Source organism: Kitasatospora sp. NPDC087314, assembly GCF_044744365.1.
GTDB lineage: Bacteria > Actinomycetota > Actinomycetes > Streptomycetales > Streptomycetaceae > Kitasatospora.
Genome location: NZ_JBIUYE010000019.1, coordinates 161,048 through 185,893, shown reverse-complemented (window position 1 = coordinate 185,893; position 24,846 = coordinate 161,048). Strand labels below are relative to the sequence as shown.

Genomic DNA, 24,846 nt, shown 5'->3' with positions numbered 1-24,846 from the left:
TGACACGCGAAGCGGCCCCAACCGGTGGGGGGAGTACCGGTTGGGGCCGCATACCGGACCGGACTTCATTCGGTCGTGATGCCCTCGCGACCGTCCGAAGACCGGGGCGCCGCGCCCTGTCCCTGAGCGCGGCGGCCGGACGCCTGGTCAGGCGTCGGGCTTCACCAGCTCGGGGCTGGAGTTGTGGTCGGCCGCGCCGCCGGAGGCGGTGGTGGCGGCCGGCTTGATGCCGCGGATCAGGAACGGGACGGCGCCGGCGATGACGCAGACGACGGCCGCGGTCCAGAACGCGTGCTTGTAGGCGTCCAGGGTGGGCAGCAGCACCGGGATCTGGGGCGGCAGCTTCATGGTGTCGCCGGTCAGGATGGCGGCCATCACGGCGGTGCCGATCGCGCCGCCGACGGTGCGGAGCACGGCGTTCATGCCGTTGGCGATGCCGCTCTGCTCCACCGGGACGGCGCCGTTGATGTAGGCCGGCATGGCGGAGAACGCCAGGCCGATGCCCAGACCGAAGATCGCCGAGGCGGTGTAGATGTCGGCCTCGTGGCTGTGCCGCAAGGCCAGGTAGGCCATCGCGACGGCACCCAGGACGCCACCGAGGACCAGCGGCAGGCGCGGGCCGCGGCGGGCGATCAGGACCGCGCCGAGCGGGGCCGCCACCATCGAGCCGATCGCGGACGGCAGCAGCATCACACCGGCGTGCAGGACGGTCGCGGTGAAGCCGTAGTGGGCGAGCTTTTCCGGGGTCTGGGCGAAGTTGCTGATCACCATGAACGAGCCGTACATGCCGAAGCCGATCAGCAGGCCGGCCAGGTTGGTGAAGGCGACGGCCGGACGGGACATCATCTTCATGTCCACCAGCGGGTGCGCGACCTTGGTCTCGATGACCCCCCAGATCAGGGCGACGACGGCGGCCACGGCGAACAGGCCGAGGGTCTTGGTCGAGGTCCAGCCCCAGTGGTTGCCCTGACTGACCGCGACCAGCAGGGCGGAGAGCCAGCCGGCCAGGGTGAGGGCGCCGAGCGGGTCGGCGCCGCCCTCCTTGTCGGTGACCGGGTCGGACGGGACGCGGAACGCGACCAGGGCGACCGCGATCAGGCCGAAGACCAGGCCCATCCAGAAGATCGACTTGTAGCTCCAGTGCTCCAGCAGGAGACCGGTCGCCACCAGGCCGAGGCCGGAGCCGACGCCCATCGAGGCGCTGATGGCGGCGACGCCGCCGGTCACCTTCTGCTTGGGCAGCTCGTCGCGGACGATGCTGATCGCCAGCGGGAGCACGCCACCGCCGGCGCCCTGCAGGACGCGGGCGACGACCAGCCAGGTGAAGGAGTGGGTGCTGACCGCCAGCGCCGAACCGGCGACCAGGCCCGCCAGCGAGATCAGCAGCATCGGCTTACGACCCCGGAGGTCGCCGAAGCGGCCCAGCAGGGGAGTCAGCACGGCTGCGGAGAGCAGGTTGGCGGTCATCAGCCAGGTGACGCTGGACGCGGAGACGTTCAGTTCCTTGGCCAGCGAGGGCAGGATCGGAACGACCGCGGTCTGCACCACGCTGAACGACAGCATCGCCAGGATGAGGGCCGGCAGGACCCGGGCGCTGCTCTGCTTCTCGGCCGCGGTGGTGGGCTGTGGTGCCTCACTCACGGTTGCTTCCTCCCGTACATAGTGAATGAACTGAAGTAACCATGCCGGGAGATGCTTCAGAGTGTCAAATATCCATTGGCGAAGCTTTGGCAAAGTCGAAGGATTCCGGGCGTCTGCGGCGGGATCGGGGCGGGGGTGAGGGGGTTTGGTGGTGCTCCGGTGAAGGTGGATGGCAGGGGCGCGCGAAGGACCCCGGACCGTGGCGGTCCGGGGTCCTCGCGGCGGTGTCAGGAGAGCGGGCGCAGTGCGGCCGGGCGGGCGCCGTCGACGGCCGGGGTGAGCGCCGGGCCGGCCGGAGTGGAGGCGGCCGGGGTGGAGGCGGGGCCGGCCGGGGTGGCGGCGGCGGGGGAGTTGTCGTGGACCTCGACGTGTTCGCGGCGCAGTTCGTCCCGGATCACCTCCTCGGTGGTGTAGCGCTCGACCACCAGGCGGACCCGCTCGATCGGGGCGAGGTACTTGCGGACCACCGGGCGCTCCTCGCGCAGGGTGACCTCCTCCACCGCCTCGGCGATCTCCTTCTCGGTCAGCGAGGCGCGCTCGGCATCGCTCACCGGCATCCGCTCCACCCGGACGCGCTCGCGGACCATCGGGACGCGGCGCTCGACCTGCTCGCTCGTCACGTACTTGCGCAGCCTCGCGGTGCCCACGACGTGCCACTCGGTGGTGATGTCCAGCCGCTCCTCGCGGCAGGTGATCTCCACCGGGCCGCTGGGGGGAGCGGGGGCCGGGCCGGTCGCGGGCTCGCGGCCGGTGGCGGTGGCGGGGGCGGCGGGGGTGGTGGCGACGGGGGGCGGCGGGGCCGGGGCGGGACGCGGCTTGGTCTCGGTCGCCGGCGGGGCGGCTGCGGGTGCGGGGGTGTCGAGGGTCCGCACGTTGGCCTCCGTGGCGGTGCCGGTGGCGGTGCCGGTGGCGGTGCCGGTGGCGGTGGCGGGGGTGGTGGGCGGGACGGGTTCGAGGGAGTGGAAGGAGAGGGACTTCACGGGCTCGGCCGCCGAGGTGGTGCCGAAGTCGTGGTCGGGCTGCGCCGGCCGGTCGCCGTCGTCGCCGTCCGTCCGTCCGTCCACCGGGGTGTCGAGGCCGTAGTAGCGGTAGAGCTGGAGCTCCTGGGCGGGCGACAGGTGCTGGCCGACGCCGAAGTCCGGCGACTCCTTGACCAGCGACTTGTCGTACGGCACCCGGAGTTCGTCGCCGGAGAACTCGCTCGTGGTGAGTGGGACGAAGGCGTCCCGGCCGAAGATGCCGGTCCGGACGGCGGCCCACTCCGGCTGGCCGGTGGCGTCGTCCAGGTACACCTCGTCGACCGTGCCGATCTTGTCTCCGTTGCGGTCGACCGCCTTGTGGCCGATGAGGTCCCGGGGGTCGATATCGGTTTGCACTCTTTCCTCCAGTGCGCTGCGCCTGCGGAACGCCCGCAGGACGGTGGCCGGAGCGCCCGTTCCGTACGCCACTTCACACCAAAAGCCATGAATCGGACGGGCGCGACCGGGGTGGGGCCGGACGGGCCGCGGGCTGGGCCGTCCGGGTCACGCGGCGGTCACGGTCGAAGCGGGAGAGTGACCCGGCGCACCCGTGATCGGGCGGCCTCCCGCTGGTACCCTGGGCCCCGACCGCCGAGCCCGCTCGGGAGAGTCCCCGACCGCGGAACGTGCTGGTCGGGGCGCCGAAGGAGCAACTCCTCCCCGGAATCTCTCAGGCATCCGTACCGTGTGGGGTAGGTCACTCTGGAAAGCAGGGCAGGACCGTCGGCGAGGGAGCCGACGGCCACCACCCTCACCGACGGTGCAAGCCGGCGGCGCGCCCACAGCGCACCGCGCGGGTGAAGCTCTCAGGTCCCGATGACAGAGGGGGAGGCCTGTCGGGTTCGCCCGCCCGGGTCGAACCGCTGTCCGCAGCGGCGAAGGCCGGTCGGCGTGCGTACCCCCGCCGGTCCGTGACCAGGAGGCCTCGACCACCATGAACGCCCAGCCGAACGCGGGACGCCCCACCGGCGCCTCGACCCTCACCGAGCTTGAGCTGGCCAGTCCCTTCGAGAACCGCCACATCGGCCCCGACGCCGCCGCGCAGGAGAAGATGCTGGCGTCCGTCGGCTACGGCTCGCTGGACGAGCTCGCCGCCACCGCCGTTCCCGAGGCGATCCGTTCCATCACCGCCCTGGACCTGCCCGGCGGCCGCAGCGAGGCCCAGGTCCTCGCCGAGCTGCGCGAGCTGGCCGGCCGCAACCAGGTGCTCCAGCCGATGATCGGCCTGGGCTACTACGGCACCTTCACCCCGCCGGTGATCCTGCGCAACGTCATGGAGAACCCGGCCTGGTACACCGCCTACACGCCGTACCAGCCGGAGATCTCCCAGGGCCGCCTGGAGGCGCTGCTCAACTTCCAGACCCTGGTCTCCGACCTGACCGGCCTGCCGACCTCCGGCTCCTCGCTGCTCGACGAGGGCACCGCGGCGGCCGAGGCGATGGCGCTCGCCCGCCGCGTCACCAAGGTCAAGGGCGGCGTCTTCCTGGTCGACGCCGAGACCCTGCCGCAGACCATCGCGGTGATCAACACCCGCGCGGTGCCGACCGGTGTCGAGGTCGTCGTCGCCGACCTGTCCGAGGGCATCCCGGCCGAGATCGCCGAGCGCGGCGTCTTCGGCGTGCTGTTCCAGTACCCGGGTGCCACCGGCGTGGTCCGCGACCTCGCCCCGGTCATCGAGCAGGCGCACGGCCTCGGCGCGATCGTCGCGGTCGCCGCCGACCTGCTGGCGCTGACCCTGCTCGCGTCGCCCGGCTCGCTCGGCGCCGACATCGCCTGCGGCACCTCGCAGCGCTTCGGCGTGCCGATGGGCTTCGGCGGCCCGCACGCCGGCTACCTGTCGGTGCGCGCCGAGTACGCCCGCTCGCTGCCCGGCCGTCTGGTCGGCGTCTCGGTCGACTCCGACGGCAACCGCGCCTACCGCCTGGCGCTGCAGACCCGCGAGCAGCACATCCGCCGCGAGAAGGCCACCAGCAACATCTGCACCGCCCAGGTGCTGCTCGCCGTCATGGCCTCGATGTACGCCGTGTACCACGGCCCGGACGGCCTGGCCGACATCGCCCGCCGCACCCACCGCTACGCCGCCGCCCTCGCCGAGGGCCTGCGGGCCGGCGGCGTCGAGCTGCTGCACGGCGAGTTCTTCGACACCGTCACCGCCGTCGTGCCGGGCCGTGCCGCCGGGATCGCGGCCGCCGCCCGGGCGAACGGCGTCAACGTCTACCAGGACGGCGCGGACCGGATCTCGGTCTCCACCGACGAGACCACCACCCGCGAGCACCTGGCCGCCGTCTGGGCCGCGTTCGGCGTCCCCGCGGCCGAGGTCGCCGAGGCCGCCGACGCGCTGCCCGGCGCGCTGCTGCGCCAGGACGAGTACCTGACCCACCCGGTCTTCCACAGCCACCGCTCGGAGACCGCCATGCTGCGCTACCTGCGCCGCCTGTCGGACCGGGACTACGCGCTGGACCGGGGCATGATCCCGCTGGGCTCCTGCACCATGAAGCTCAACGCGACCACCGAGATGGAGGCCGTCACCTGGCCGGAGTTCGGCCAGCTGCACCCCTTCGCGCCGATCGAGCAGGCCCAGGGCTTCCTCACCCTGATCCGCCAGCTGGAGCAGCAGCTGGTCGAGGTGACCGGCTACGACGCCGTCTCGATCCAGCCGAACGCGGGCTCGCAGGGCGAGCTGGCCGGCCTGCTGGCCGTCCGCGCCTACCACCACGCCAACGGCGACACCCAGCGCGACGTCTGCCTGATCCCGTCCTCCGCGCACGGCACCAACGCGGCCTCCGCCGTGATGGCCGGGATGCGGGTGGTCGTGGTGAAGACCCTGGTCGACGGTGACGTGGACGTCGAGGACCTGAAGGCCAAGATCGAGCAGCACCGCGACAGCCTCGCCGTGCTGATGGTCACCTACCCGTCCACCCACGGCGTGTACGAGACCCAGATCACCGACATCTGCGCCCTGGTGCACGAGGCCGGCGGCCAGGTGTACGTGGACGGTGCCAACCTGAACGCGCTGGTCGGCCTGGCCAAGCCGGGCAAGTTCGGCGCGGACGTCTCGCACCTGAACCTGCACAAGACCTTCTGCATCCCGCACGGCGGTGGCGGCCCGGGCGTCGGCCCGGTCGCGGTGCGCGCCCACCTGGCGCCGTACCTGCCGAACCACCCGCTGCAGCCGGAGGCCGGCCCGGCCACCGGCGTCGGCCCGATCTCGGCGGCGCCGTGGGGCTCGGCGGCCATCCTGCCGATCTCCTGGGCGTACGTCCGGCTGATGGGCGGCGAGGGCCTCAAGCACGCGACCCAGGTCGCGGTGCTGAACGCCAACTACATCGCCAAGCGGCTGGCGCCGCACTTCCCGGTGCTCTACACCGGCCCCGGCGGGCTGGTCGCGCACGAGTGCATCATCGACCTGCGCCCGCTGACCAAGGAGACGGGCGTGACGGTGGACGACATCGCCAAGCGTCTGATCGACTACGGTTTCCACGCGCCGACGATGTCCTTCCCGGTGGCCGGCACGCTGATGATCGAGCCGACCGAGTCCGAGGACCTGTACGAGATCGACCGGTTCTGCGACGCGATGATCGAGATCCGGGCCGAGATCGACAAGGTCGGCTCGGGCGAGTGGGCGGCCGAGGACAACCCGCTGCGCAACGCCCCGCACACCGCCGCCGCGCTGGCCGGCGACTGGGCGCACGGCTACTCGCGGCAGGAGGCGGTCTTCCCGGCGGGGGTGAACCCGGCGGACAAGTACTGGCCGCCGGTCAGCCGGATCGACGGCGCGTACGGCGACCGCAACCTGGTCTGCTCCTGCCCGCCGCTGGACGAGTACGGCGTCTGATCCGGACCGGACGTACGGCAGGGCCCCGGCGGGATGTTCCGCCGGGGCCCTGCCCGTTGTCGTCGTGCGGCGGCTGCCCCCCGCCGGCGCGGTCAGGCCGCGCGGGCGACGCGGCGGCGCGGCGCGATCACCCGGCCGTCGGGCAGCAGCTCTCCGGTGTCCTCGAACAGCACGACGCCGTTGCAGAGCAGGCTCCAACCCTGCTCCGGGTGGCAGGCCACCGTGGCGGCGGCTTCGCGGTCCTCGGACTCGGCCGACGGGCACTCAGGACGGTGCTGGCACATACGCGTACCCTCGCTTCGCTCTGCGATCCTCCCCCGTGGTGCGGCCGCCGGCGAAGCCGTCGGGAGCCGCCGCGGTAGCCGGATCCTGTCCGCGCGCCGACCAGGTGTGGACCGGCGCTCAAGTGGGTAGGACAGGTGGTCCTTCCACGCTGGTTCCCAGTGTCGGCATCTGCGGACGCGCGCGCAGGGATTTCGTGACATGCGCCACAACTCCCGGGCAGAGATCACCCGTTCAGGTGGGTCCGGCGGGAAACGGCGCACCGGTGGGTCAGCTGCGGCATGGCCCGAGGAGGCCATGTCGAGTGGCCCGTCCGGGTGGTTCGAACGAGTGAGGGCGACGTGCGGCGCCGCCGCGCACGCGGACGGGCCGCCGGGTGGTGGCCCGGTGGCCCGTCCGCGTGGGGCCGGCTCAGGAGGAGCCGAGCAGCAGCGGCTTGGCGAGCGGTGCCCGGGCCAGCAGCGGCAGCAGCTCGCCGGCCGGGTAGGCGCGGTGCGCGGTGACGCCGAGCGGGGCCGGGGCGAGCGGGATCAGCTGGTCGGCGGCCGGGCCGGCGTCGGGGCTGTGCAGCCACAGTGCCGTCGCGTACTGCCCGGGGAAGGTCAGCAGCCGGGGCTGCTGGCGGGCCCGGGAGCCCTGGGCGATCTGCCAGGCCTGGCGCAGCGCCCGGACGGTCGAGTCGAGGTAGGGGCCGGCGGTGAAGTGGGAGAAGGTGTGGCCCTCGACGCCTTGGACCACCTCCGCGGCAGCGGCGACCTCGGCGCCGTCCTTGATCAGGAAGCGCCAGCCCGTTCGGCGGGCGGCGGGGAGTTCCGGGCGCGGCCCGTCCAGGACGTGGACGGCGAGCGGGTGCGCGGGGAGCAGCGGGCCGACCGGATGGCGCAGCGCTGCGGCGGCGGGCTGGCGCAGCGCGGTCTCCGAGTCGAGTGCGGCCAGGACGGCGCGCAGGGCGCTCGGCGGGGGCTGGGGGGTCTGCAGAGTCATGGCGGGGTCCGCCTCTCCGTGCGAGATCGGCGTGCGAGTGCGGCATACCGGCGTGGCGCGGTGTGTCATCGGTGACGGGACCTGGCCGTGTCCGGTTGTGCATGATCGCGGTGCTGGCGCGGTCGCCGCCGTCGACGAGGGTTTCGAGGCGGAGCGGGCCGGCCGGAGCGCAGTGCGAATTCTATCGAACAGGTGCGCAGGGTGACCTGTTTATCACAGGCGGTGGCGCCGGGCAAGTCGGCAGATACGCTGAATCATCGTCAGTTTCCTTGCATTGCAAGCCAGTACAAGCATTCGGGTATCGATCTTCGAGGTGGGCATGATGCTTGCACGGTCGGGTCGGCCGGTGTCTCAGGAGGAGGGGACCGTGGGCGAGAAGGTCGTGGCGACTCGAGCCGATCTGGCGGACCGGCAGCTGTACCGGCGCAAGCTCCAGGCCTGCCTCGACGTGCTGGGGCGGATGTTGCGCGAGGACCGCTTCGACCGGCCTCGGGCGGTGATGGGGCTGGAGATCGAGCTCAACCTGGCCGACGAGGACGGCCTGCCGGCCCTGCGCAACGCGCAGGTGCTGAGCGCGATCGGCTCCAGCGATTTCCAGACCGAACTGGGCCAGTTCAACGTCGAGGTGAACATCGTGCCGCACCGGCTGTGCGGGCACGTCTTCGAGGACCTGCGCGAGGAGATCGACACCGGGCTGCGCTACGCCGACCGTCGGGCGGCCGAGGTCGGCGCCCGGATCGTCATGGTGGGCATCCTGCCGACCCTGGAGCACGGCCACACCGGCCTGGACGCGATCTCCCACAACCCGCGCTACAGCCTGCTCAGCGACCAGATCCTGGCCGCCCGCGGCGAGGACATCGCGTTGGACATCGAGGGGGTCGAGCACCTCCAGCTGGAGACGATCACCATGGTGGCCGAGGCCGCCGCGACCTCCCTGCAACTGCACCTGCAGGTCACCCCGGAGCGCTTCTCCTCGGTGTGGAACGCGGCCCAGGCGATCTGCGGGGCGCAGCTGGCGGTCGGCGCGAACTCGCCGTTCCTGTTCGGACGGGAGCTGTGGCGGGAGACCCGGCCGGTGCTGTTCCAGCAGGCCTGTGACACCCGTACGGCGGAACTCAAGGCGCAGGGCGTGCGGCCGATCACCTGGTTCGGCGAGCGCTGGGTGGACTCGGCGTACGACCTGTTCGAGGAGAACCTGCGCTACTTCCCCGCGCTGCTGCCGATCTGCGACGACGAGGACCCGCTGAAGGTGCTCGCCTCCGGCGGCGCGCCCCGGCTCGCCGAGATGCGGCTGCACAACGGCACGATCTACCGCTGGAACCGGCCGGTCTACGACGTCGCGGGCGGGGTGGCGCACCTGCGGGTGGAGAACCGGGCGCTGCCGGCCGGGCCGACGGTGGCCGACACGCTGGCGAACGCCGCCTTCTACTACGGGCTGGTGCGGGTGCTCGCCGAGCAGTCCCGGCCGATCTGGACCCGCCTGCCGTTCGAGCGGGCGGACGAGAACTTCCGGCAGGGCGCCCGGTACGGCATCGACGCGGTGTTCCAGTGGCCGCGCCAGGGCCGGGCCGGCCGCGGCGGCGGGCTGACCACGGTGTCCGCCGTCGACCTGGTGCTGAACGAACTGCTGCCGATGGCCCACCAGGGTCTGGACGAGTGGGGCGTGGAGCCCGCCGACCGGGACCGCTACCTGGGGATCATCGAGCAGCGCTGCCTGCGCCGCACCAACGGCGCGGCCTGGCAGAGCGCCACCTTCCACCGGCTGCGCGAGCAGTACGGGATGGAGCGCCCGGCCGCGCTCGCCGCGATGACCAGGCGTTACATCGAGCACATGCGCACCGGCGAGCCGGTGCACACCTGGCCGGTCGGGTAGCCGGGCGGCTGTGTCAGGATGATCGCTCCGGCGGTCGGCCGACGGCCGGAGCGACGCCCGCCCCGCTGGAGCCCCCGTGACCACCGTCCCGACCGCACCGGAGACCGCGAAGCCCACGCGCCGGCTGCTCGGCGTGGAACTGCTGATCGTCCTCGGCCTCTCCCTGGGCGCCAGCGGGGTCAGCGCGCTGATCAGCTTCGCGGGCTCGCTCACCGAACCGCTCCACCTCGGCCAGCAGGTCGCCATGCTGAACGGCTCGCGCGCGCCCGGGCGGCCCTGGCTGGACCTGGTCTGGCAGCTGTACTACATCGGGCGCGGCCTGATGCCGGTGGTGCTGGTCGGGTACCTGCTGGTGCGCGAGGGCGCCGCGCTGCGGGTGCTGGGCTTCGACCTCGGGCAGAAGCTGCGCGACCTCGGTCGGGGCGCCGCCGTGGCGGCCGCGATCGGCGGGTCCGGGCTGGTGCTGTACCTGGCCTCGCAGGCGGCCGGCTACAACCTGACGGTCGCGCCGTCCGGGCTGCCGGACGTGTGGTGGCGGGTCCCGGTGCTGGTGCTCTCCGCGTGGCAGAACGCGATCCTGGAGGAGGTCGTCGTCCTCGGCTACCTGCTGCGCCGGCTGGGGCAGTCGGGCTGGTCGTGGCCGGCGGCGGTGGTGGCGAGTTCGCTCCTGCGCGGCTCGTACCACCTGTACCAGGGGGTCGGCGGGCTGGTCGGCAACATGGTGATGGGGGCGGTGTTCTGCCTGCTGTACCGGCGCTGGGGGCGGGTGATGCCGCTGGTCGTGGCGCACGCGCTGATCGACACGGTGGCCTTCGTCGGGTACGCGCTGCTCGCCGGGCACGTCAGCTGGCTGCCGACCCCCTGACCGGTTGGCGGCCGGCCGGGGTGCGGGGCGGCCGGCCGAGCAGGCGGTCGACGTGCCGGCGTTCCAGGCCCTGGCCGGGGTCGACCGGCAGCAGCAGGCGGTCCGGGCGCCAGAAGGAGCGCCGGACCAGCCGCGGCGGGATGACGTCGTCCACCCAGGCGAACGGACGGCCTGCGGCGTAACGCAGCAGCGGGGCCCACTTGCGGGCGGAGAACAGCTCCATCAGCGGGACGCGCGGGTCGTCCGGCTGCGGGACGTAGCCGGTGAAGCGGACCAGCGGGAGCGTGGGCAGACCGATCGCCGGGGCGATGTGGGTATTGGCGTGTTCCTCCCAGGTGGTCGCCCAGACGAGTTCGTAGGTGCCGGCCAGCTCGCGCAGCCACGCGCCGTGCCGGGCGGAGAGCAGCACCGAGTAGCCGAGCAGGGTGTGGGTGTCGAACCCGGCGTCCGGGTGCGGGCAGACCGGGTTCAGCACCCCGTCGACGTCCAGGAACAGCAGCGGCTTCGGCACCAGTGGCCCCTCGAAGACGGTGGTGTGACTCAGACCGACCGGCACCTGGCGGGCGTCGCGACGCCCGCCAGGTGCCGGTCGGTCTTACCTGGTCGGACGAACCGGGCGCACTGGTGGTTGCGTACCGGCGGGCGCACGCGGGGCGCACGGGGCGCTCACGGCGTGGCCGCCGGCTCGGCGGCGGCCACCGGTGCGTCGGAGGTGCTCCTGCGGGTCGGCCGGGGGAGGAGGCTAACCGAGGTGGCCCCAGAGGAAGGTGAGGGTGCGCCGCCAGGCCGTCGCGGCCTGGAGCGGGTCGTAGGTGCCGAGCGGGTTCTCGTCGTTCATGAAGGCGTGCCCGGCCGGGTAGAAGTGGATCTCGGGGCGGACGTCGGTGGCCTCGCCGATCCGGATCGCGGCCTCGTCGACGGCGGCCATCGGGATCGAGCGGTCGAGTTCGCCGAAGTGCCCCAGGACGTGGGCGGTCAGGCCCCGGTAGTCGAAGTCCGGGTCGGGCGGGAGGCCGTAGAAGGGCACCACGGCGGCGACCCGGTCGCCGGCCCGGGCGGCCAGCAGCAGGGCGAAGCCGCCGCCCATGCAGAAGCCGACCACGCCGACCGCGTCGCCGACCACGCCGTCCAGGGCGAGCAGGTGGTCGACGGCCCCGGAGAGGTCCTCGACGGCCCGCTCGACCGGGAGTTCGCGGCTGAGCCGGGCCGCCTCGGCGCTGTCGTGCGTGGTGGCGCCGCCGAACAGGTCGGGGGCGAGGACGGTGAAGCCCTCGGCGGCGAAGCGGTCGGCCATCGTCGCGATGTGCGAGGTGAGCCCCCACCACTCCTGCACCACCACCAGGCCCGGCCCGACGCCCTGCTGCGGGCGGGCCAGATAGCCGTGCGCGGTACGGCCGTTGCTGGGGAAGGTGATGTTCTGCCGGGAGCCGCCCGGGTCAGGCATGGGTTCCTCGCGATGGGTCGGGCCGAATGGGGTGGGGACTCGACGGGGGTGCGGGCTCAGCCCATCTCCTCCAGGGCACGGCCCTTGGTCTCCTTGATGCAGAAGGCCACGAAGGGGATGGAGAGCAACGCGAAGGCCGCGTAGATGACGTAAGTCGCCGACAGGTTCCAGCCGGCGAGGTCGGGGAAGCTGACGGTGATCGCCCAGTTGGCGATCCACTGGGCCGAGGCGGCGACGGACAGCGCGAGCGCGCGGATCCGGTTGGGGAACATCTCGCCGAGCAGGACCCAGACCACCACGCCCCAGGAGAAGGCGAAACAGAGCACGAAGACGTGCGCCGCGACGAGGGCGACGGTGGCGTGCGTGTTGTCGAGGGTGGCGGTGTCGCCGCTGCCGTGCCGGTAGGAGAACGCCCAGGCGGCGGTGGCCAGCGCGAGCGCCATGCCGATCGAGCCGGCGAGGGCGAGCGGCTTGCGGCCGATCCGGTCCACCAGCGCCATCGCGATCACCGTGCCGATCACGTTGATGATCGAGGTGGAGAGGCTGATCAGCAGCGAGTTGGACTCGTTGATGCCGACCGACTGCCAGAGGAAGGACGAGTAGTAGAAGATCACGTTGATGCCGACGAACTGCTGGAACACCGAGGCCCCGATGCCGACCCAGACGATCGGCAGCAGGCCGAACCGTCCGCCCAGCAGGTCCTTGATCCGGGGCTTGTGTGCGGACTCCAGCACCGCGCGGATCTCCGCGACCCGGGCGTCCAGGTCGACGTCCCCGCCCTCCACCTCGCGCAGCACCTTGCGGGCCTGCGCCTCCCGGTGGTCGGCGATCAGGTAGCGCGGCGACTCCGGGATGGCGAGCGCCATCAGCCCGTACACCAGGGCGGGGATGGCCTCCACGCCGAGCATCCACTGCCAGGCCTGGATGCCGCCCAGGTGGCCGGTGGACTCGCCGCCCGCGGCCTGGTTGAGCGCCCAGTTGGCGAGCTGGGAGACGGTGATGCCGAGCACGATCGCCATCTGCTGGAACGAGGCGAGCCGGCCGCGGTAGGCGGTCGGCGCGACCTCGGCGATGTAGGTGGGCGCGATCACCGAGGCGATGCCGATCGCGATGCCGCCGACCACCCGCCAGGTGGCGAGGACCTGGATATTCGGCGGGAACATCGAGCCGAGACCGCTGATCGCGAACAGGGTGGCGGCCAGCAGCATGGTGCGGACCCGGCCGAGGTGGTCGGCGAGCCGCCCGGCGGCCACCGCGCCGGCCGCCGAGCCGAGCAGCGCGATGGCCACCACGAAGGCCGTCTCGCCGTTGCCCACCCCGAAGTGCTTCTGGATGCCCGTCACCGCGCCGTTGATCACCGCGCTGTCGTAGCCGAACAGGAAGCCGCCCATCGCGGCGGCGGCGGAGATGAAGACGACGTGGCCGAGGTGGGCCTCGCCGGCCCGGTGGCTGTTGAGTGTGGACAAGCGCGCTCCCCGGCGTGGACGGGCCCGCTCTGACGGCCGAGTGGGCAGGACTCGTCTCACATTCGAGCAGTGCCGGCGCCGCCCCGCCCGAATTGGCGCCCGATCGGGTGACCGGGTGTCAGATGCGCGGCCGTCGGTGGCCCTGCGTCAGCTTCCAGGGACCCTGCGTCAGCTGCCGGGGAAGCGGCTCGGGGTCAGTCGGTGCGCCGCTGGTGACGGCGGAGCACCTGGGTGCGGGCGGCGGCGTCCTGGTCGCGCCGGGGGTGCCGGGCGTCCGGACGGTGGGCCGCGCGCTCGGCCAGCCGGTCGGCGATCGCGTACTGCGCGTCGGCCGGCTTCTTGTCGTCGTACTTGAACTTGGCGCGCACCTCGTGGACCGCCAGACGGAGCCCGCGCAGGCCGGGGAGCAGCCGGGCGAACTCGCCCTCGCCGGGCACCACCCGGATGTCCGGGGTCTCCGGCTGGAAGTGTGCCAGCTGGCGGTTGAGGATCTCCGCCTTGCCCGCCGCGGACTCGACGAGTTCGGCGGTGCAGTGGAAGTGGACGGACGCGTAGTAGCTGGTGGGCGTGCCCGGCTCGCCGCGCCAGTGGCCCGGTGCGAAGGCGTAGCCGTCGGTGACCGCGAGGGTGACCCGGGGGTCGGCCCGGACGGCGGCCAGCAGTGGGTTGGGCGCGGCGAGGTGGAGCAGGATCTCGCCGCGCTCGGCGTCCAGCAGGAAGTGCGTCGGGACGAGCACCGGGCCCTCTCCCGGTCCGCCGTTGGCGGCGAGCAGGCCGAAGTCGCGGCCCTCGGCCAGCCAGGCGCGCCACTCCTGCTCGTCGCCGCGGTCCCATGACCTGATCAGCATCGGCGGTCCTCCGTCAGCAGGGGTAGCGGCGCAGGTGCGCGGGCAGCGGGACGGTGGTGGAGGCGTCCGGCTGGGGGGTGCCGTGCACGGTGGTGACCGGTATCAGACCGGCCCAGTAGGGCAGGTCGAGGTCCTCCGGGTCGTCGTCGGCGCCGTCCTCCCGGGTCTTGGCCGAGACCTCGTCCAGGTCCAGCCGGATGACGGCGGTGGCGGCGAGTTCCTTGGCGTTGGCCGGGCGGACCTCGGCGGAGCGGCCGGGGATCGCGTGGTCGACCAGTGCGGCCAGCGCGACGTCCAGCTCCTCGGGGTCGGTGACCTGGTGGGCGGTGCCGTGCGCCACCACCGAGCGGAAGTTGACCGAGTGGTTGAACGCGGACTTGGTCAGCACCAGCGCGTCGACCAGGGTGACGGTGAGGCAGACCGGCAGGCCCTGGTCGCCGGAGGCGCCGCGCAGCGGACGGCTGCCGGTGGAGCCGTGGACGTACAGGCGGCTGCCGACGCGGGCGTAGATGGTCGGCAGGACGACCGGCGCGCCGTCGGCGATGAAGCCGAGGTGGCAGATGTACGCGCGGTCGAGGATGTCGTGGATCGCCTCCTGCTCCCAGGTGGCGCGGTCCTTGTAGCGGGTGGGGGTGGTGCGGGGGGTGCGGGAGTAGCTGGCGGAGCCGTCTGCAGGGGCCGACATGACAACCTCTATGTACTAGTGCATACTTTGCTTTGTGCTAGGAGACTATCCGCTGAAGGGGCGACGCGCCAGCGAAATCGCGTCCCACATCGAACAGGGCGTCAGCACCGGGCGCCTCGCCCCCGGGACCGCGCTGCCCCCGCTGCGCGACCTCGCCGCCGAGCTCGGCGTCAACCCCAACACCGTCGCCGCCGCCTACCGGCTGCTCCGCGACCGCGGGGTGATCGAGACCGCCGGCCGCAAGGGCAGCCGGATCCTCCCCAGGCCCGCGCTCACCCCGCGCGACCAGATCCGCGTCCCCGTCCCGCCGCACGCCCGCGACCTGTCCGCCGGCAACCCCGACCCGGCCCTGCTGCCCGACCTCGGGCCGGCCCTCGCGGCCGCCGCCGAGGCGGCCCGGAGCGGACCCGTCCTGTACGGGCACCCGGCGGTCGATCCCGGGCTGCTCGCGCTCGCCCGCGCCTCCTTCGAGGCCGACGGCCTGCCCGGCGGCCCGATCGCCGTAGCCTCCGGCTCGCTCGACACCATCGAGCGCATCCTCGCCACCCGGCTGCGTGCCGGCGACGCGGTCGCCGTCGAGGACCCGGGCTGGGGCAGCCTGCTCGACCTGCTGCCCGCACTGGGCCTGCGGCCCGCGCCCGTCCGGCTGGACGACGAGGGCCCGCTGCCCGACTCGCTCGCCGCCGCGCTGGCCGAGGGCGCCCGCGCGGTGGTGGTCACCAGCCGGGCGCAGAACCCGACCGGTGCCGCGCTCACCCCCCGCCGGGCCGAGGCGCTGCGGGCCGTTCTGGCCGAGCACCCCGGGGTGCTGCTGATCGAGGACGACCACGGGCACGGCATGGTCGACCAGCCGTACCACCCGCTGGCGGGCGCCGGCTCGCAGTACTGGGCGGTGGTGCGCTCGGCGGCCAAGGCGTACGGGCCGGACCTGCGGCTCTCGGTGGCGGTCGGCGACCGGGACACCATCGGGCGGGTCACCGGACGGCTGCGGCTGGGTGCCGGCTGGGTCAGCCACCTGCTCCAGCGCACCGTCGCCGAACTGTGGCGCACCGACGCGGCGCCGGTCGACCGGGTGGCCGGCGTCTACCGGGCCCGCCGGGACGCGCTGCTCGGCGAACTCGCCGCGCGCGGCATCGAGGCGCACGGCGCGAGCGGGCTGAACGTCTGGGTACCGGTGCCGGACGAGACCTCCGCGCTGGCGGCGCTGGTGCAGCGGGGCTGGGTCGCGGCGCCCGGCGCGCGCTACCGCATCCAGTCCCCGCCGGGGCTGCGGATCACCACGGCCGGGCTGGACCCGGCGGACGCGCGGCGGCTGGCCGAGGACCTGGCGGCCGTGCTGGGGACGGGCGGTGACGGTTCGCGGCTGGTGTGAGCGTTGCGGCCGGTGGGGAGGCGGTGCGACCGGTGTGACGGGTGGGGTGGGGGTGGCGCGAGGAGCCCGGGTGCGGCCGACGTGAACCGCGGGCGGCATCCGGCCGTCGGTTGCCGCGCTGGTCTGAACCCGGCGGTAACAAAAGCGGAAACCTCGCGCAGATACCTAGCGGTAACAGGCGCGGGCATGTCATCTTCATCGCGCCACCGGCCGGCGGCCCACCCTCACCTACGTGTCTTCCCGTTCCCCATGCCACGGGGAGACCGAGCCGCAGGAGTTCCGCCGTGCCCGAAAACTGTTCGCGCCTCAACCGCAGTGCTCCCCGACTCGGCCGACGGCTGCTCGCCGCAGCCCTCGCCCTCCCGCTCACCGCCGTGGGCCTGGCCACCGCCGCGCAGGCCCAGGCCGCTCCGGCCGCACCGTCCGCCGTACCCTCCGGGCCCACCGCCAGCGTCACGCTCGGCGACAGCTACATCTCCGGCGAGGCCGGCCGCTGGAAGGGCAACTCGGCCGGTACCAGCGGCAGCCGGAACGGCACCGACCGTGCCTGGAACGGCAGTTCGTACGACCCCTCGCTGGTCTACGGCGCCACCGCCGCGAGCGGCTGCGACCGCTCGGACGTCGCCGAGGTGGTCAGCGCCTCGACCGGCGCCCAGAACGAGATCAACCTGGCCTGTTCCGGTGCCGTCACCGCGAACATCTTCCGCGCCGCCAACGGCGGCCAGACGCTCAAGGGCGAGGCCCCGCAGGCCGACCAACTCGCCACCGTGGCACGGCAGAACAACGTCAAGCTGATCACGCTGTCGATCGGCGGCAACGACCTGGGCTTCGGCGGGATCATCTCCAGCTGCGTGCAGGACTACCTCATCTGGTACTCCTACTGCCACGACTCGGCGCAGTCCTCGATCGACTCGAAGATGCCCACGGCGATGGCCGGGGTCGGCAAGGCGATCGACGAGGTCCGCGCGGTGATGGCCGACGCGGGCTACGCGCAGTCGGACTACCGCCTGGTGCTGCAGTCCTACCCCTCGCCGATCCCGCGCAGCGCCGAGATGCGCTACCCGGAGAGCGGCTGGACCCGCTCCAACACCGGCGGCTGCCCGTTCTGGGACGGTGACGCCGACTGGGCGCGGGACACCCTGGTGCCGCAGATCTCCCAGTCGCTGGCGGGCGTCGCCGCGTCCAAGGGCGCGCAGTTCCTGGACCTGTCGGACATGCTGCAGGGCCACGAGGTCTGCTCGACGGCCACCAAGCAGCCGACCACGAGCTCCGGCCCGTCCGCGACCACCAGCGAGTGGGCGCGGTTCCTGGACGGCGGGCTCAACTCCACGCAGGGCGTGCTGCAGGAGTCGATGCACCCCAACTACTACGGGCAGCAGGCGGTCGGGCGCTGCCTGACGCTGCTGTGGGGTCGTCCGACCGGTGACTACTCGTGCCACAACACGGCCGGGCAGGACGCGAGCGGGATGTACCTGACCGCGCGATGACCGTGCGCTGATCTTATGCTTCGGCGCCCCCGCGGCCGGTCCTGGCCGCGGGGGCGCCGAAGTTCCGTGCGCCGGTCAGCCCTTGGCGAGCAGCGCCTGGGCGTGCGCCCGGACCTGGTCCTTCGTCAGATAGGCGTCGGTGTACTCGAAGTCGCGCAGGCGGGCGGGTTGGCGGGCGAGGAAGCCGGTCCGGACGAAGTCGTCCCCGGCGGTCGCGTTGAGCAGCCAGTTGGCGCCCACCCGGAACTTGGCCGCGTTGGTGCGCATCGCCATCAGGTGGTAGCCGCGGGCCACCACCTGGGCCGGCACCCCGTGCAGCTCCACGCCGAGCGGCCTGGACACGGCATCCTTGCCGCCGAGGTCGACCACCAGGCCCAAGTCCTTGTGGTAGTAGGGCTCCAGGGGCTGGCTGTGGAGCGCGGAGATCACGTTGTTCGCCGCCACACGGCCCTGCCGGGCGGCGTGCTGGGCGGTCGGCGGGCAGACCGCGCCGTCGCCCTTCGCGAGGTCCGGCACGGCGGCCGCGTCGCCCAGCGCGAACACGCCCTCGAACTGCGGCACCCGAAGCTCCGCCGTCACCGCGATCCGGCCGCGGACCGTCTCCGTGTCGAGCGTGGCGATCAGCGGGCTCGCCGCCACCCCGGCCGTCCAGATCAGCGTGCGGCAGGGCAGCACCCGGCCGTCGGTGAACTTGACCGACTCGGCGCCGACTTCGGCCACCGAGACGCCGAGCGACACCTCGATGCCGCGGCGGCGCAGTACCTCCAGGGCGGCCGTGCCCAGCGCGTCGCCCAGCTCCGGCATCAGCTTCGGGGCGATGTCGATCAGGTGCCACTTGATCTGCCGGGCGTCCAGGCGCGGGTAGCGGCGGGCCGCGGCGGTGGTCAGGCGCTGCAGGCAGGCGGCCGTCTCGGTGCCCGCGTAGCCGCCGCCGACCACCACGAACTGCAGTCGGGACTCGCGCTCCCGCTGGTCCAGGGTGGCCGAGGCGAGGTCGAGTTGGGCGATCACGTGGTCGCGGACGTAGGCCGCCTCGGCGAGCGTCTTCATCCCGCGGGCGTAGTCGGTGAGGCCGGGGATGTCGAAGGTGCGGGTGACGCTGCCGGGGGCGAGCACCAGGTAGTCGTACTTCAGCGCCACCACCTCGTCGGTGATCTTGCGGACCACGCACACCTTGGAGGCCGGGTCGACGCCGATCGCGCCGCCCGGGACGATGTGGGTGCGGCGCAGCGAGCGGCGCAGGGAGACCGCCACCGACTGCGGGGTCAGTACGCCGGCCGCGACGTGCGGCAGCAGGGGCAGGTAGAGCTGATAGCTGAACGGTGTGACCAGCGAGATCTCGGCCTCCGACGGCGCGAGCTTGTGTTCGAGGCGGCGGGCGCACTCCAGGCCGGCGAAGCCACCGCCCACGATCAGGATCCGAGGTCGTTCCATCGCTCATCCCTTTGCCGTGCAGGTCGTAACCGTGAAGGTCCCCGTGACTGCGTGAAGGTCCCCATTACTGTCCGCCACACTCGCACGGAGCAGCGGGGGCTGCCACCGGGATGGGGCGGATGGCGGAGGAGGGAAGGAGGTGGCGGGTCGGCACCGATAGGCTGTCGGCCGTGCTCCCCGAGGTGACGGCGATCCGTTATGTGACGCCACTGCGAGAAGGCGGCTCGATGCCGGGCCTGGTCGAGGCCGACGACCGGCGGCTGTACGCGCTGAAATGGGTCGGCGCGGCGCAGGGCCGCAAGGCCTTGGTGGCGGAGGTGCTGGCCGGGGAACTGGGCCGGCGGCTCGGTCTGCCGGTGCCGGAGCTGGTGACGATCGACCTGGATCCGGTGCTCGCCCGGAGCGAGCCGGACCAGCAGATCCAGGATCAGATGCGGGCCAGCGGCGGCACCAATCTCGGGATGGCGTTCGTCAGCGGTGCGCTCAACTTCGACCCGCTCTGCTTCGAGGTGGACCCGGAGTCGGCCGGCCGGGTGCTCTGGTTCGACGCGCTGATCGGCAACGTCGACCGCTCCTGGCGCAACCCCAACCTGCTGGTGGCGACCGGCGGGCTGCGGCTGATCGACCACGGCGCGAGCCTGATCTTCCACCACCACTGGGCGGGCGCCGCCGCCTGGGTGCGCCGCCCGTACGACGCCTCCGACCACGCGCTGCTGCGGGCCCAGCCCGACCTGGCGGCCGCGGACAAGGCGCTCGCGCCGCTCGCGGAGGCGGCGATCGAGGGGGCGGTGGCGCAGATCCCGGAGGTCTGGCTGGTGGACGAGCCCGGCTTCGACTCGCCCGAGGCGGTGCACGCCGCGTACCGCGCCCAGCTGACCGGGCGCCTGGCCGGTCCGCGCGACTGGCTGCCGGAGGTGCCCGCATGATCGAGCCGAGGACGCCCGAGCTGTCGATGGCTGGTGAGCTGCACGACTACGAGTACGCCGTGATCCGCGCGGTGCCGCGGGTCGAGCGCGGTGAGTGCGTCAACGTCGGGGTGCTGCTGTACTGCCGGCAGAACGCGCACCTGGCCGCCCGGACGCACCTGGACCAGGCCCGGCTGCTGGCGCTGGACCCGGTGGCGGACGTGCACGGGGTGCGGCGGGCGCTGTACGGGATCGAGGCGGTGTGCGCGGGGGGCTCGCAGGCCGGTCCGGCGGCGGGGGACAGCCCCGGGCAGCGGTTCCGCTGGCTGACCGCGCCGCGCAGCGCGATCGTCCAGCCGGGGCCGGTGCACACCGGGCTGACCGCCGACCCGGAGGCGGAGCTGCGGCGGCTGTTCGACCAGCTGGTGCTCTAGTCCTGCCCCACCTCCTGGCCGGCCTCTTCGCCCCGCCGCGGACGGTTGCCGTGGTCAAAGCTTGAGTTGCTGAAGCACTCCGCCGTACGCTGACCCCATGGGTTCGACAGCGACGACGACCGTACCGACCAACGCCGAGTTGATGGAGGCGTTGGCCGCCGTCGGCGCCGCGTATTTCCAGGACTTCGCGGCGGCCGCCGCCCGGCACGGGCTCTCCTCCTCCCAGGCCAAGGCGCTGGGCGCGGTGCAGGAGCCGGTGCCGATGCGGGCGCTGGCCGGACGGCTGGGCTGCGACGCCTCGAACGTCACCGGGATCGTGGACCGGCTGGAGTCGCTGCGCCTCGCAAACCGGGAGGCGGCGGCCGGTGACCGCCGGGTGAAGATCGTGGTGATCACCGAGGAGGGCCGGGAGATCCTGAACCGCATCCGCGGCGAGATGGCCCGTACCCACCAGGCCTTCGAGGCGATGACCGACGAGCAGCGGATCGCCCTGCACTCGATCTGTGCGCAGGTGCTGCCGGTGCTGGCCGGCCGGGCGGGCACCGCCTAGCGCGCGGCGCCACGCCCGGTCGGCCGGGGTCAGAGCACCTCGGCGATCGCCGGTGGCAGTGGGCGGTGGTGGAGCAGGGTGAGCGTGCGGGTGGCGCGGGTGAGCGCGACGTAGAGGTCCCGCGCGGACCGCGCCTGGATGGCGGCCGGCTCGACCACCACGACGGCGTCGAACTCCAGGCCCTTGCACGCCGCGACGGTGAGCGCGCCGAGGTCGCCCGCCAGGTCGTCCGGCGCGATCACGCCCAAGGTGCCGGCGGGGGCGGGCAGTTCGGCGAGGGCGGCGGCGAACCCGGCGTCCGGGACCTGGACGGCGGACGGGCGCTCGGCGCCCGGGCGGACCGACTCGGGCGGCTGCTGGTCGGGTGCGGTGGTGCGCAGGACGGCGGCGGCGAGTGCCATGATCGGCTCCGGCGTACGGTAGTTGACGGTCAGGCGGGTCTCGCGCCAGCGGCCGGGCAGGTGCGGGTCGAGCATCTCGGCCCAGCTGCGGGCGCCGGCGGGCGAGCCGGTCTGGGCGAGGTCGCCGACGATGGTGAGCGAACTGGTCGGGACGCGCCGCAGGACGGTGCGCCAGGCCATCGCGGAGAGTTCCTGAGCCTCGTCCACGACGACGTGGCCGTACGCCCAGGTGCGGTCGGCGGCGGCGCGTTCGGCCGTCGAGCGGTGGGGGCCGTCGTGGTGGAAGCGCCCGGCCAGCAGGGCCGGGTCGAGCAGGACATCGCCGGTCTGGCCGGTGATGGTCAACACGCCCTGGGCGAACGAGAGTTCGGCTTCGTCGGGGTCGTCCTCGGGGCGGTCGGCGGGCCGGGTGTCGCCGAGCAGTTCGGCGGCCTCGTCGAGCAGCGGGACGTCCTCGACCGTCCAGGGGCCGCCGGGCGGGCGGAGCAGCGCGTCGTGGTGGTCGGGCGCCGCCGAGGCGAGCAGGCCCGGGTCGGTGAGCAGCCGTTCCACCAGCTGCTCCGGGGTGAGTCGAGGCCAGAGCGGGTCGAGCGCGGCGCGGACGTCCGCGCGGGCCCACAGCTCGCGCGGGGCGTAGTGCGCCTCCTCGTCGTCGTACGGGCGGCCGAGCGCGAGCGCCTGGGCGACGGCGAGCGCGTCGAGCAGGGTGCGCAGGTAGTACGCGCGGGCCCGGTTGTGCGGCAGGCGCAGGCCGCGGGCGGCGTCCCGGGCCTCGGCGCAGGCGCGGGCGGACAGCCGCAGGCCCTCACCGAGGTCGAGGCCGCCGGCGGGGGCCGACTGGTGGGCCGCGACGGCCCGGCGCAGCACCCCGGCCATCCAGCGGCCGCCCTTGGCGACGGCGGTGGCGGCGGTGTCGCTGCGGGTCGCGGTGACGCCCGGGAAGAGCTCGCCGACGGTGCGCAGCACCACTTCGGTCTCGCCGAGGGCGGGCAGCACCTCGTCGATGTAGTGCAGGAAGCCGGGGTGGGGGCCGACGACCAGGACGCCGCGGCGCTCCAGCGCGGCGCGGTGGGTGAACAGCAGGTAGGCGGCGCGGTGCAGGGCGGCGACGGTCTTGCCGGTGCCGGGGCCGCCCTGGACGACCAGGGCGCCGGGCAGCGGGGCGCGGATCACCCGGTCCTGCTCGGCCTGGATGGTGGCGACCGCGGTGCCCATCCGGCCGGTCCGCTCGCGGGCGAGGGCGGCGAGCAGGGCGGCCTCGCCGACCAGGGTGCGGCGGCCGGACTCGTCGATCCGGTCGAGGTCGAGCGCCTCGTCGTCCAGGCCGGTGAGGGTGCGGCCACGGGTGTGCAGGTGGCGGCGGCGCACGACGGGGCCGGGTCGGGCGGGGGTGGCGGTGTAGAACGGCCGGGCGGCGGGGGTGCGCCAGTCGAGGAGGATCGGCTCGTACGCGTCGTCGCTCAGGCCGGTGCGGCCGATGTAGTGGACGGTGCCGTCGCGCTGGTCGAGGCGGCCGAAGCAGAGGCCGCGTTCGACGGCGTCGAGCCGGGCGGCGCGGCGGGTGGCCTCGCGGGCGCGCACCTCGCGTTCCAGCCGGGCCTGGTGGGTGCCGCCGGCGCCGGCCCCGTCGAGGGCGCCGTCACGGGCGCGGCGGGCCTGCGCGCGGGTGCTGTCCAACCGGGCGTAGAGCCGGGTGAGGTGGGCCTGTTCGGCGCGCAGCGCCTCGGCGAGGGGCGGTTCCGCTGGAATTCCGTGCATCGGCGTGGTATCCTTGCGGCGAGAAGTTTGTCGAGCGTCACCTGACGGACGCTCAATTGACCCAGCCTACCCGATGCGCCGACGTTCCGGCTGACCTCGGCTGTTAGGCTTGCGAAGCGTGAGCGCGAAGCCCCAGATCCCCAATGTCCTGGCCTCCCGGTACGCCTCGGCGACCCTGGCCCAGCTGTGGTCCCCCGAGCACAAGGTGGTCCTCGAGCGCCACCTGTGGCTCGCCGTCCTGAAGGCCCAGCAGGACCTCGGTGTCGAGGTGCCGGCGAACGCCGTCGCCGACTACGAGCGGGTGATCGACCAGGTCGACCTCGGCTCGATCGCCGCCCGTGAGCGGGTCACCCGCCACGACGTGAAGGCCCGGATCGAGGAGTTCAGCGAACTCGCCGGCCACGAGCAGATCCACAAGGGCATGACCTCCCGGGATCTGACCGAGAACGTCGAGCAGCTGCAGATCCGTCAGTCGCTGGAGCACGTGCGCGACCGTACGGTGGCCGTGCTGGTCCGACTGGCCAGCCTGGCCGCCCAGCACTCCGAGCTGGTCATGGCCGGCCGCTCGCACAACGTGGCCGCGCAGGCCACCACCCTGGGCAAGCGCTTCGCGTCGATCACCGACGAGCTGCTGGTCGCCTTCCGCCGTCTGGAGGAGCTGATCGCCCGCTACCCGCTGCGCGGGATCAAGGGCCCGGTCGGCACCGCCCAGGACATGCTGGACCTGCTCGGCGGCGACACCGACAAGCTCGCCGAGCTGGAGCGCCGGGTCGCCGGGCACCTCGGCTTCGAGAACGTGCTGACCAGCGTCGGCCAGGTCTACCCGCGCTCGCTGGACTTCGAGGTGCTCACCGCCCTCGTCCAGCTGGCCGCCGCGCCGTCCAGCCTGGCCAAGACCATCCGCCTGATGGCCGGCCACGAGCTGGTCACGGAGGGCTTCAAGGAGGGCCAGGTCGGCTCCTCGGCGATGCCGCACAAGATGAACACCCGCTCCTGCGAGCGCGTCAACGGCCTGGCCGTCATCCTGCGCGGTTACGCCTCGATGACCGGCGAGCTGGCCGGCGACCAGTGGAACGAGGGTGACGTCTCCTGCTCGGTGGTGCGCCGGGTCGCGCTGCCGGACGCCTTCTTCGCCTTCGACGGCCTGCTGGAGACCTTCCTGACCGTCCTCGACGAGTTCGGCGCCTTCCCCGCCGTGGTCGAGGCCGAGCTGGACCGTTACCTGCCGTTCCTCGCCACCACCAAGGTGCTGATGGGCGCGGTGCGCGCGGGCGTCGGCCGGGAGACCGGGCACGAGGTCATCAAGGAGCACGCCGTCGCCTCCGCGCTGGCGATGCGTGCGGGCGCCCGGGAGAACGAGCTGCTGGACCGGCTGGCCGCCGACGAGCGGATCCCGCTGGACCGGGCCGCGCTGGACGCGCTGCTGGCCGACCGGCTGTCCTTCACCGGCGCGGCCGGTGCCCAGGTCGCCGAGGTGGTCCGCCAGGTGGAGACCGTCGCGGCCGCCTACCCGGAGGCTGCCAAGTACGCGCCGGGCGACATTCTCTGACGGTATTTCAGTCA

General features: G+C 73.3%; 20 protein-coding genes and 1 riboswitch. Of the genes, 9 read left to right on the top strand and 11 right to left on the bottom strand.

Annotated features, from left to right (window positions below):
- Positions 1-147 precede the first annotated feature (147 nt).
- Together ACIO5E_RS34445 and ACIO5E_RS34440 are read right to left on the bottom strand one after the other, a co-directional pair.
- Positions 148-1,641 (bottom strand): MFS transporter, encoded by a 1,494-nt coding sequence (locus ACIO5E_RS34445; protein WP_400675634.1) that lies wholly within the window; start codon positions 1,639-1,641, stop codon positions 148-150.
- Between the two features lie 227 nt (positions 1,642-1,868).
- Positions 1,869-3,017, bottom strand: coding sequence for a PRC and DUF2382 domain-containing protein (locus tag ACIO5E_RS34440; protein WP_400675632.1), 1,149 nt, complete (start codon positions 3,015-3,017; stop codon positions 1,869-1,871).
- A 235-nt stretch (positions 3,018-3,252) separates the two neighbouring features.
- Positions 3,253-3,356: riboswitch (glycine riboswitch) on the top strand.
- A gap of 238 nt (positions 3,357-3,594) precedes the next feature.
- Between ACIO5E_RS34440 and gcvP the strand changes: the two genes are divergently transcribed.
- Positions 3,595-6,495, top strand: coding sequence for an aminomethyl-transferring glycine dehydrogenase (gcvP, locus tag ACIO5E_RS34435; RefSeq protein WP_400675630.1), 2,901 nt, complete (start codon positions 3,595-3,597; stop codon positions 6,493-6,495).
- Positions 6,496-6,587: 92 nt separating this feature from the next.
- On the opposite strand, the gene ACIO5E_RS34430 is transcribed toward gcvP, so the two are convergent.
- A complete protein-coding gene (locus ACIO5E_RS34430; protein WP_280684763.1) occupies positions 6,588-6,779 on the bottom strand; it encodes a DUF5999 family protein in 192 nt (63 codons plus the stop codon).
- Positions 6,780-7,188: 409 nt separating this feature from the next.
- Positions 7,189-7,761: a hypothetical protein gene (locus ACIO5E_RS34425; RefSeq protein ID WP_280684762.1), complete on the bottom strand. Its 573-nt coding sequence runs from the start codon at positions 7,759-7,761 to the stop codon at positions 7,189-7,191.
- 367 nt (positions 7,762-8,128) lie between these two features.
- On the opposite strand from ACIO5E_RS34425, the gene ACIO5E_RS34420 reads away from it, so the two are divergent.
- Both ACIO5E_RS34420 and ACIO5E_RS34415 read left to right on the top strand, forming a co-directional pair.
- The gene (locus ACIO5E_RS34420) at positions 8,129-9,634 is read left to right on the top strand and encodes a glutamate--cysteine ligase (protein ID WP_400675627.1); all 1,506 of its coding nucleotides are present in this window, start codon (positions 8,129-8,131) and stop codon (positions 9,632-9,634) included.
- Positions 9,635-9,710: 76 nt separating this feature from the next.
- Positions 9,711-10,499 carry a CPBP family intramembrane glutamic endopeptidase gene (locus ACIO5E_RS34415; protein WP_400675625.1) on the top strand — a complete coding sequence of 263 codons (789 nt, stop codon included), beginning with the start codon at positions 9,711-9,713 and terminating at the stop codon, positions 10,497-10,499.
- Here the strand turns inward: ACIO5E_RS34415 and ACIO5E_RS34410 are convergent.
- The 5 genes from ACIO5E_RS34410 to ACIO5E_RS34390 all read right to left on the bottom strand — a co-directional run bounded on the left by ACIO5E_RS34410 (position 10,477) and on the right by ACIO5E_RS34390 (position 14,942).
- The gene (locus ACIO5E_RS34410) at positions 10,477-11,010 is read right to left on the bottom strand and encodes an HAD domain-containing protein (protein ID WP_400675623.1); all 534 of its coding nucleotides are present in this window, start codon (positions 11,008-11,010) and stop codon (positions 10,477-10,479) included. The two genes, ACIO5E_RS34415 and ACIO5E_RS34410, sit on opposite strands and share 23 nt — an antisense overlap.
- A 231-nt stretch (positions 11,011-11,241) precedes the next feature.
- Positions 11,242-11,943, bottom strand: a complete 702-nt coding sequence (locus tag ACIO5E_RS34405; RefSeq protein ID WP_400675621.1) for a dienelactone hydrolase family protein — start codon at positions 11,941-11,943, stop codon at positions 11,242-11,244.
- Between the two features lie 56 nt (positions 11,944-11,999).
- Positions 12,000-13,409, bottom strand: a complete 1,410-nt coding sequence (locus tag ACIO5E_RS34400) for a sugar porter family MFS transporter (RefSeq protein ID WP_400675619.1) — start codon at positions 13,407-13,409, stop codon at positions 12,000-12,002.
- A 194-nt stretch (positions 13,410-13,603) separates the two neighbouring features.
- Positions 13,604-14,257: an FMN-binding negative transcriptional regulator gene (locus tag ACIO5E_RS34395; RefSeq protein WP_400675617.1), complete on the bottom strand. Its 654-nt coding sequence runs from the start codon at positions 14,255-14,257 to the stop codon at positions 13,604-13,606.
- Positions 14,258-14,270: 13 nt separating this feature from the next.
- Positions 14,271-14,942 (bottom strand): pyridoxamine 5'-phosphate oxidase family protein, encoded by a 672-nt coding sequence (locus tag ACIO5E_RS34390; RefSeq protein ID WP_400675615.1) that lies wholly within the window; start codon positions 14,940-14,942, stop codon positions 14,271-14,273.
- Positions 14,943-14,976: 34 nt separating this feature from the next.
- Between ACIO5E_RS34390 and ACIO5E_RS34385 the strand changes: the two genes are divergently transcribed.
- On the top strand, positions 14,977-16,314 hold the full coding sequence (locus ACIO5E_RS34385; protein ID WP_400675613.1) for an aminotransferase class I/II-fold pyridoxal phosphate-dependent enzyme: 1,338 nt from the start codon (positions 14,977-14,979) through the stop codon (positions 16,312-16,314).
- A gap of 284 nt (positions 16,315-16,598) precedes the next feature.
- Positions 16,599-17,801 carry a GDSL-type esterase/lipase family protein gene (locus ACIO5E_RS34380; protein WP_400675611.1) on the top strand — a complete coding sequence of 401 codons (1,203 nt, stop codon included), beginning with the start codon at positions 16,599-16,601 and terminating at the stop codon, positions 17,799-17,801.
- 75 nt (positions 17,802-17,876) lie between these two features.
- On the opposite strand, the gene ACIO5E_RS34375 is transcribed toward ACIO5E_RS34380, so the two are convergent.
- Positions 17,877-19,235, bottom strand: a complete 1,359-nt coding sequence (locus tag ACIO5E_RS34375) for an NAD(P)/FAD-dependent oxidoreductase (protein ID WP_400675609.1) — start codon at positions 19,233-19,235, stop codon at positions 17,877-17,879.
- A 170-nt stretch (positions 19,236-19,405) separates the two neighbouring features.
- On the opposite strand from ACIO5E_RS34375, the gene ACIO5E_RS34370 reads away from it, so the two are divergent.
- From ACIO5E_RS34370 to ACIO5E_RS34360, 3 genes are all read left to right on the top strand, one after another.
- Positions 19,406-20,161 carry a HipA family kinase gene (locus tag ACIO5E_RS34370; RefSeq protein WP_400675607.1) on the top strand — a complete coding sequence of 252 codons (756 nt, stop codon included), beginning with the start codon at positions 19,406-19,408 and terminating at the stop codon, positions 20,159-20,161.
- Complete coding sequence (locus ACIO5E_RS34365; RefSeq protein ID WP_400675605.1) at positions 20,158-20,574, top strand: DUF3037 domain-containing protein; 417 nt, start codon at positions 20,158-20,160, stop codon at positions 20,572-20,574. Before ACIO5E_RS34370 ends, ACIO5E_RS34365 begins: the two co-directional genes overlap by 4 nt.
- 97 nt (positions 20,575-20,671) lie before the next feature.
- Entirely contained in the window at positions 20,672-21,124 is a 453-nt protein-coding gene (locus tag ACIO5E_RS34360; RefSeq protein WP_400675603.1) for a MarR family winged helix-turn-helix transcriptional regulator, read from the top strand.
- 29 nt (positions 21,125-21,153) lie between these two features.
- On the opposite strand, the gene ACIO5E_RS34355 is transcribed toward ACIO5E_RS34360, so the two are convergent.
- Complete coding sequence (locus tag ACIO5E_RS34355; protein ID WP_400675601.1) at positions 21,154-23,283, bottom strand: HelD family protein; 2,130 nt, start codon at positions 23,281-23,283, stop codon at positions 21,154-21,156.
- Positions 23,284-23,392: 109 nt separating this feature from the next.
- On the opposite strand from ACIO5E_RS34355, the gene purB reads away from it, so the two are divergent.
- Positions 23,393-24,832, top strand: coding sequence for an adenylosuccinate lyase (purB, locus tag ACIO5E_RS34350; RefSeq protein WP_400675599.1), 1,440 nt, complete (start codon positions 23,393-23,395; stop codon positions 24,830-24,832).
- Positions 24,833-24,846 lie beyond the last annotated feature (14 nt).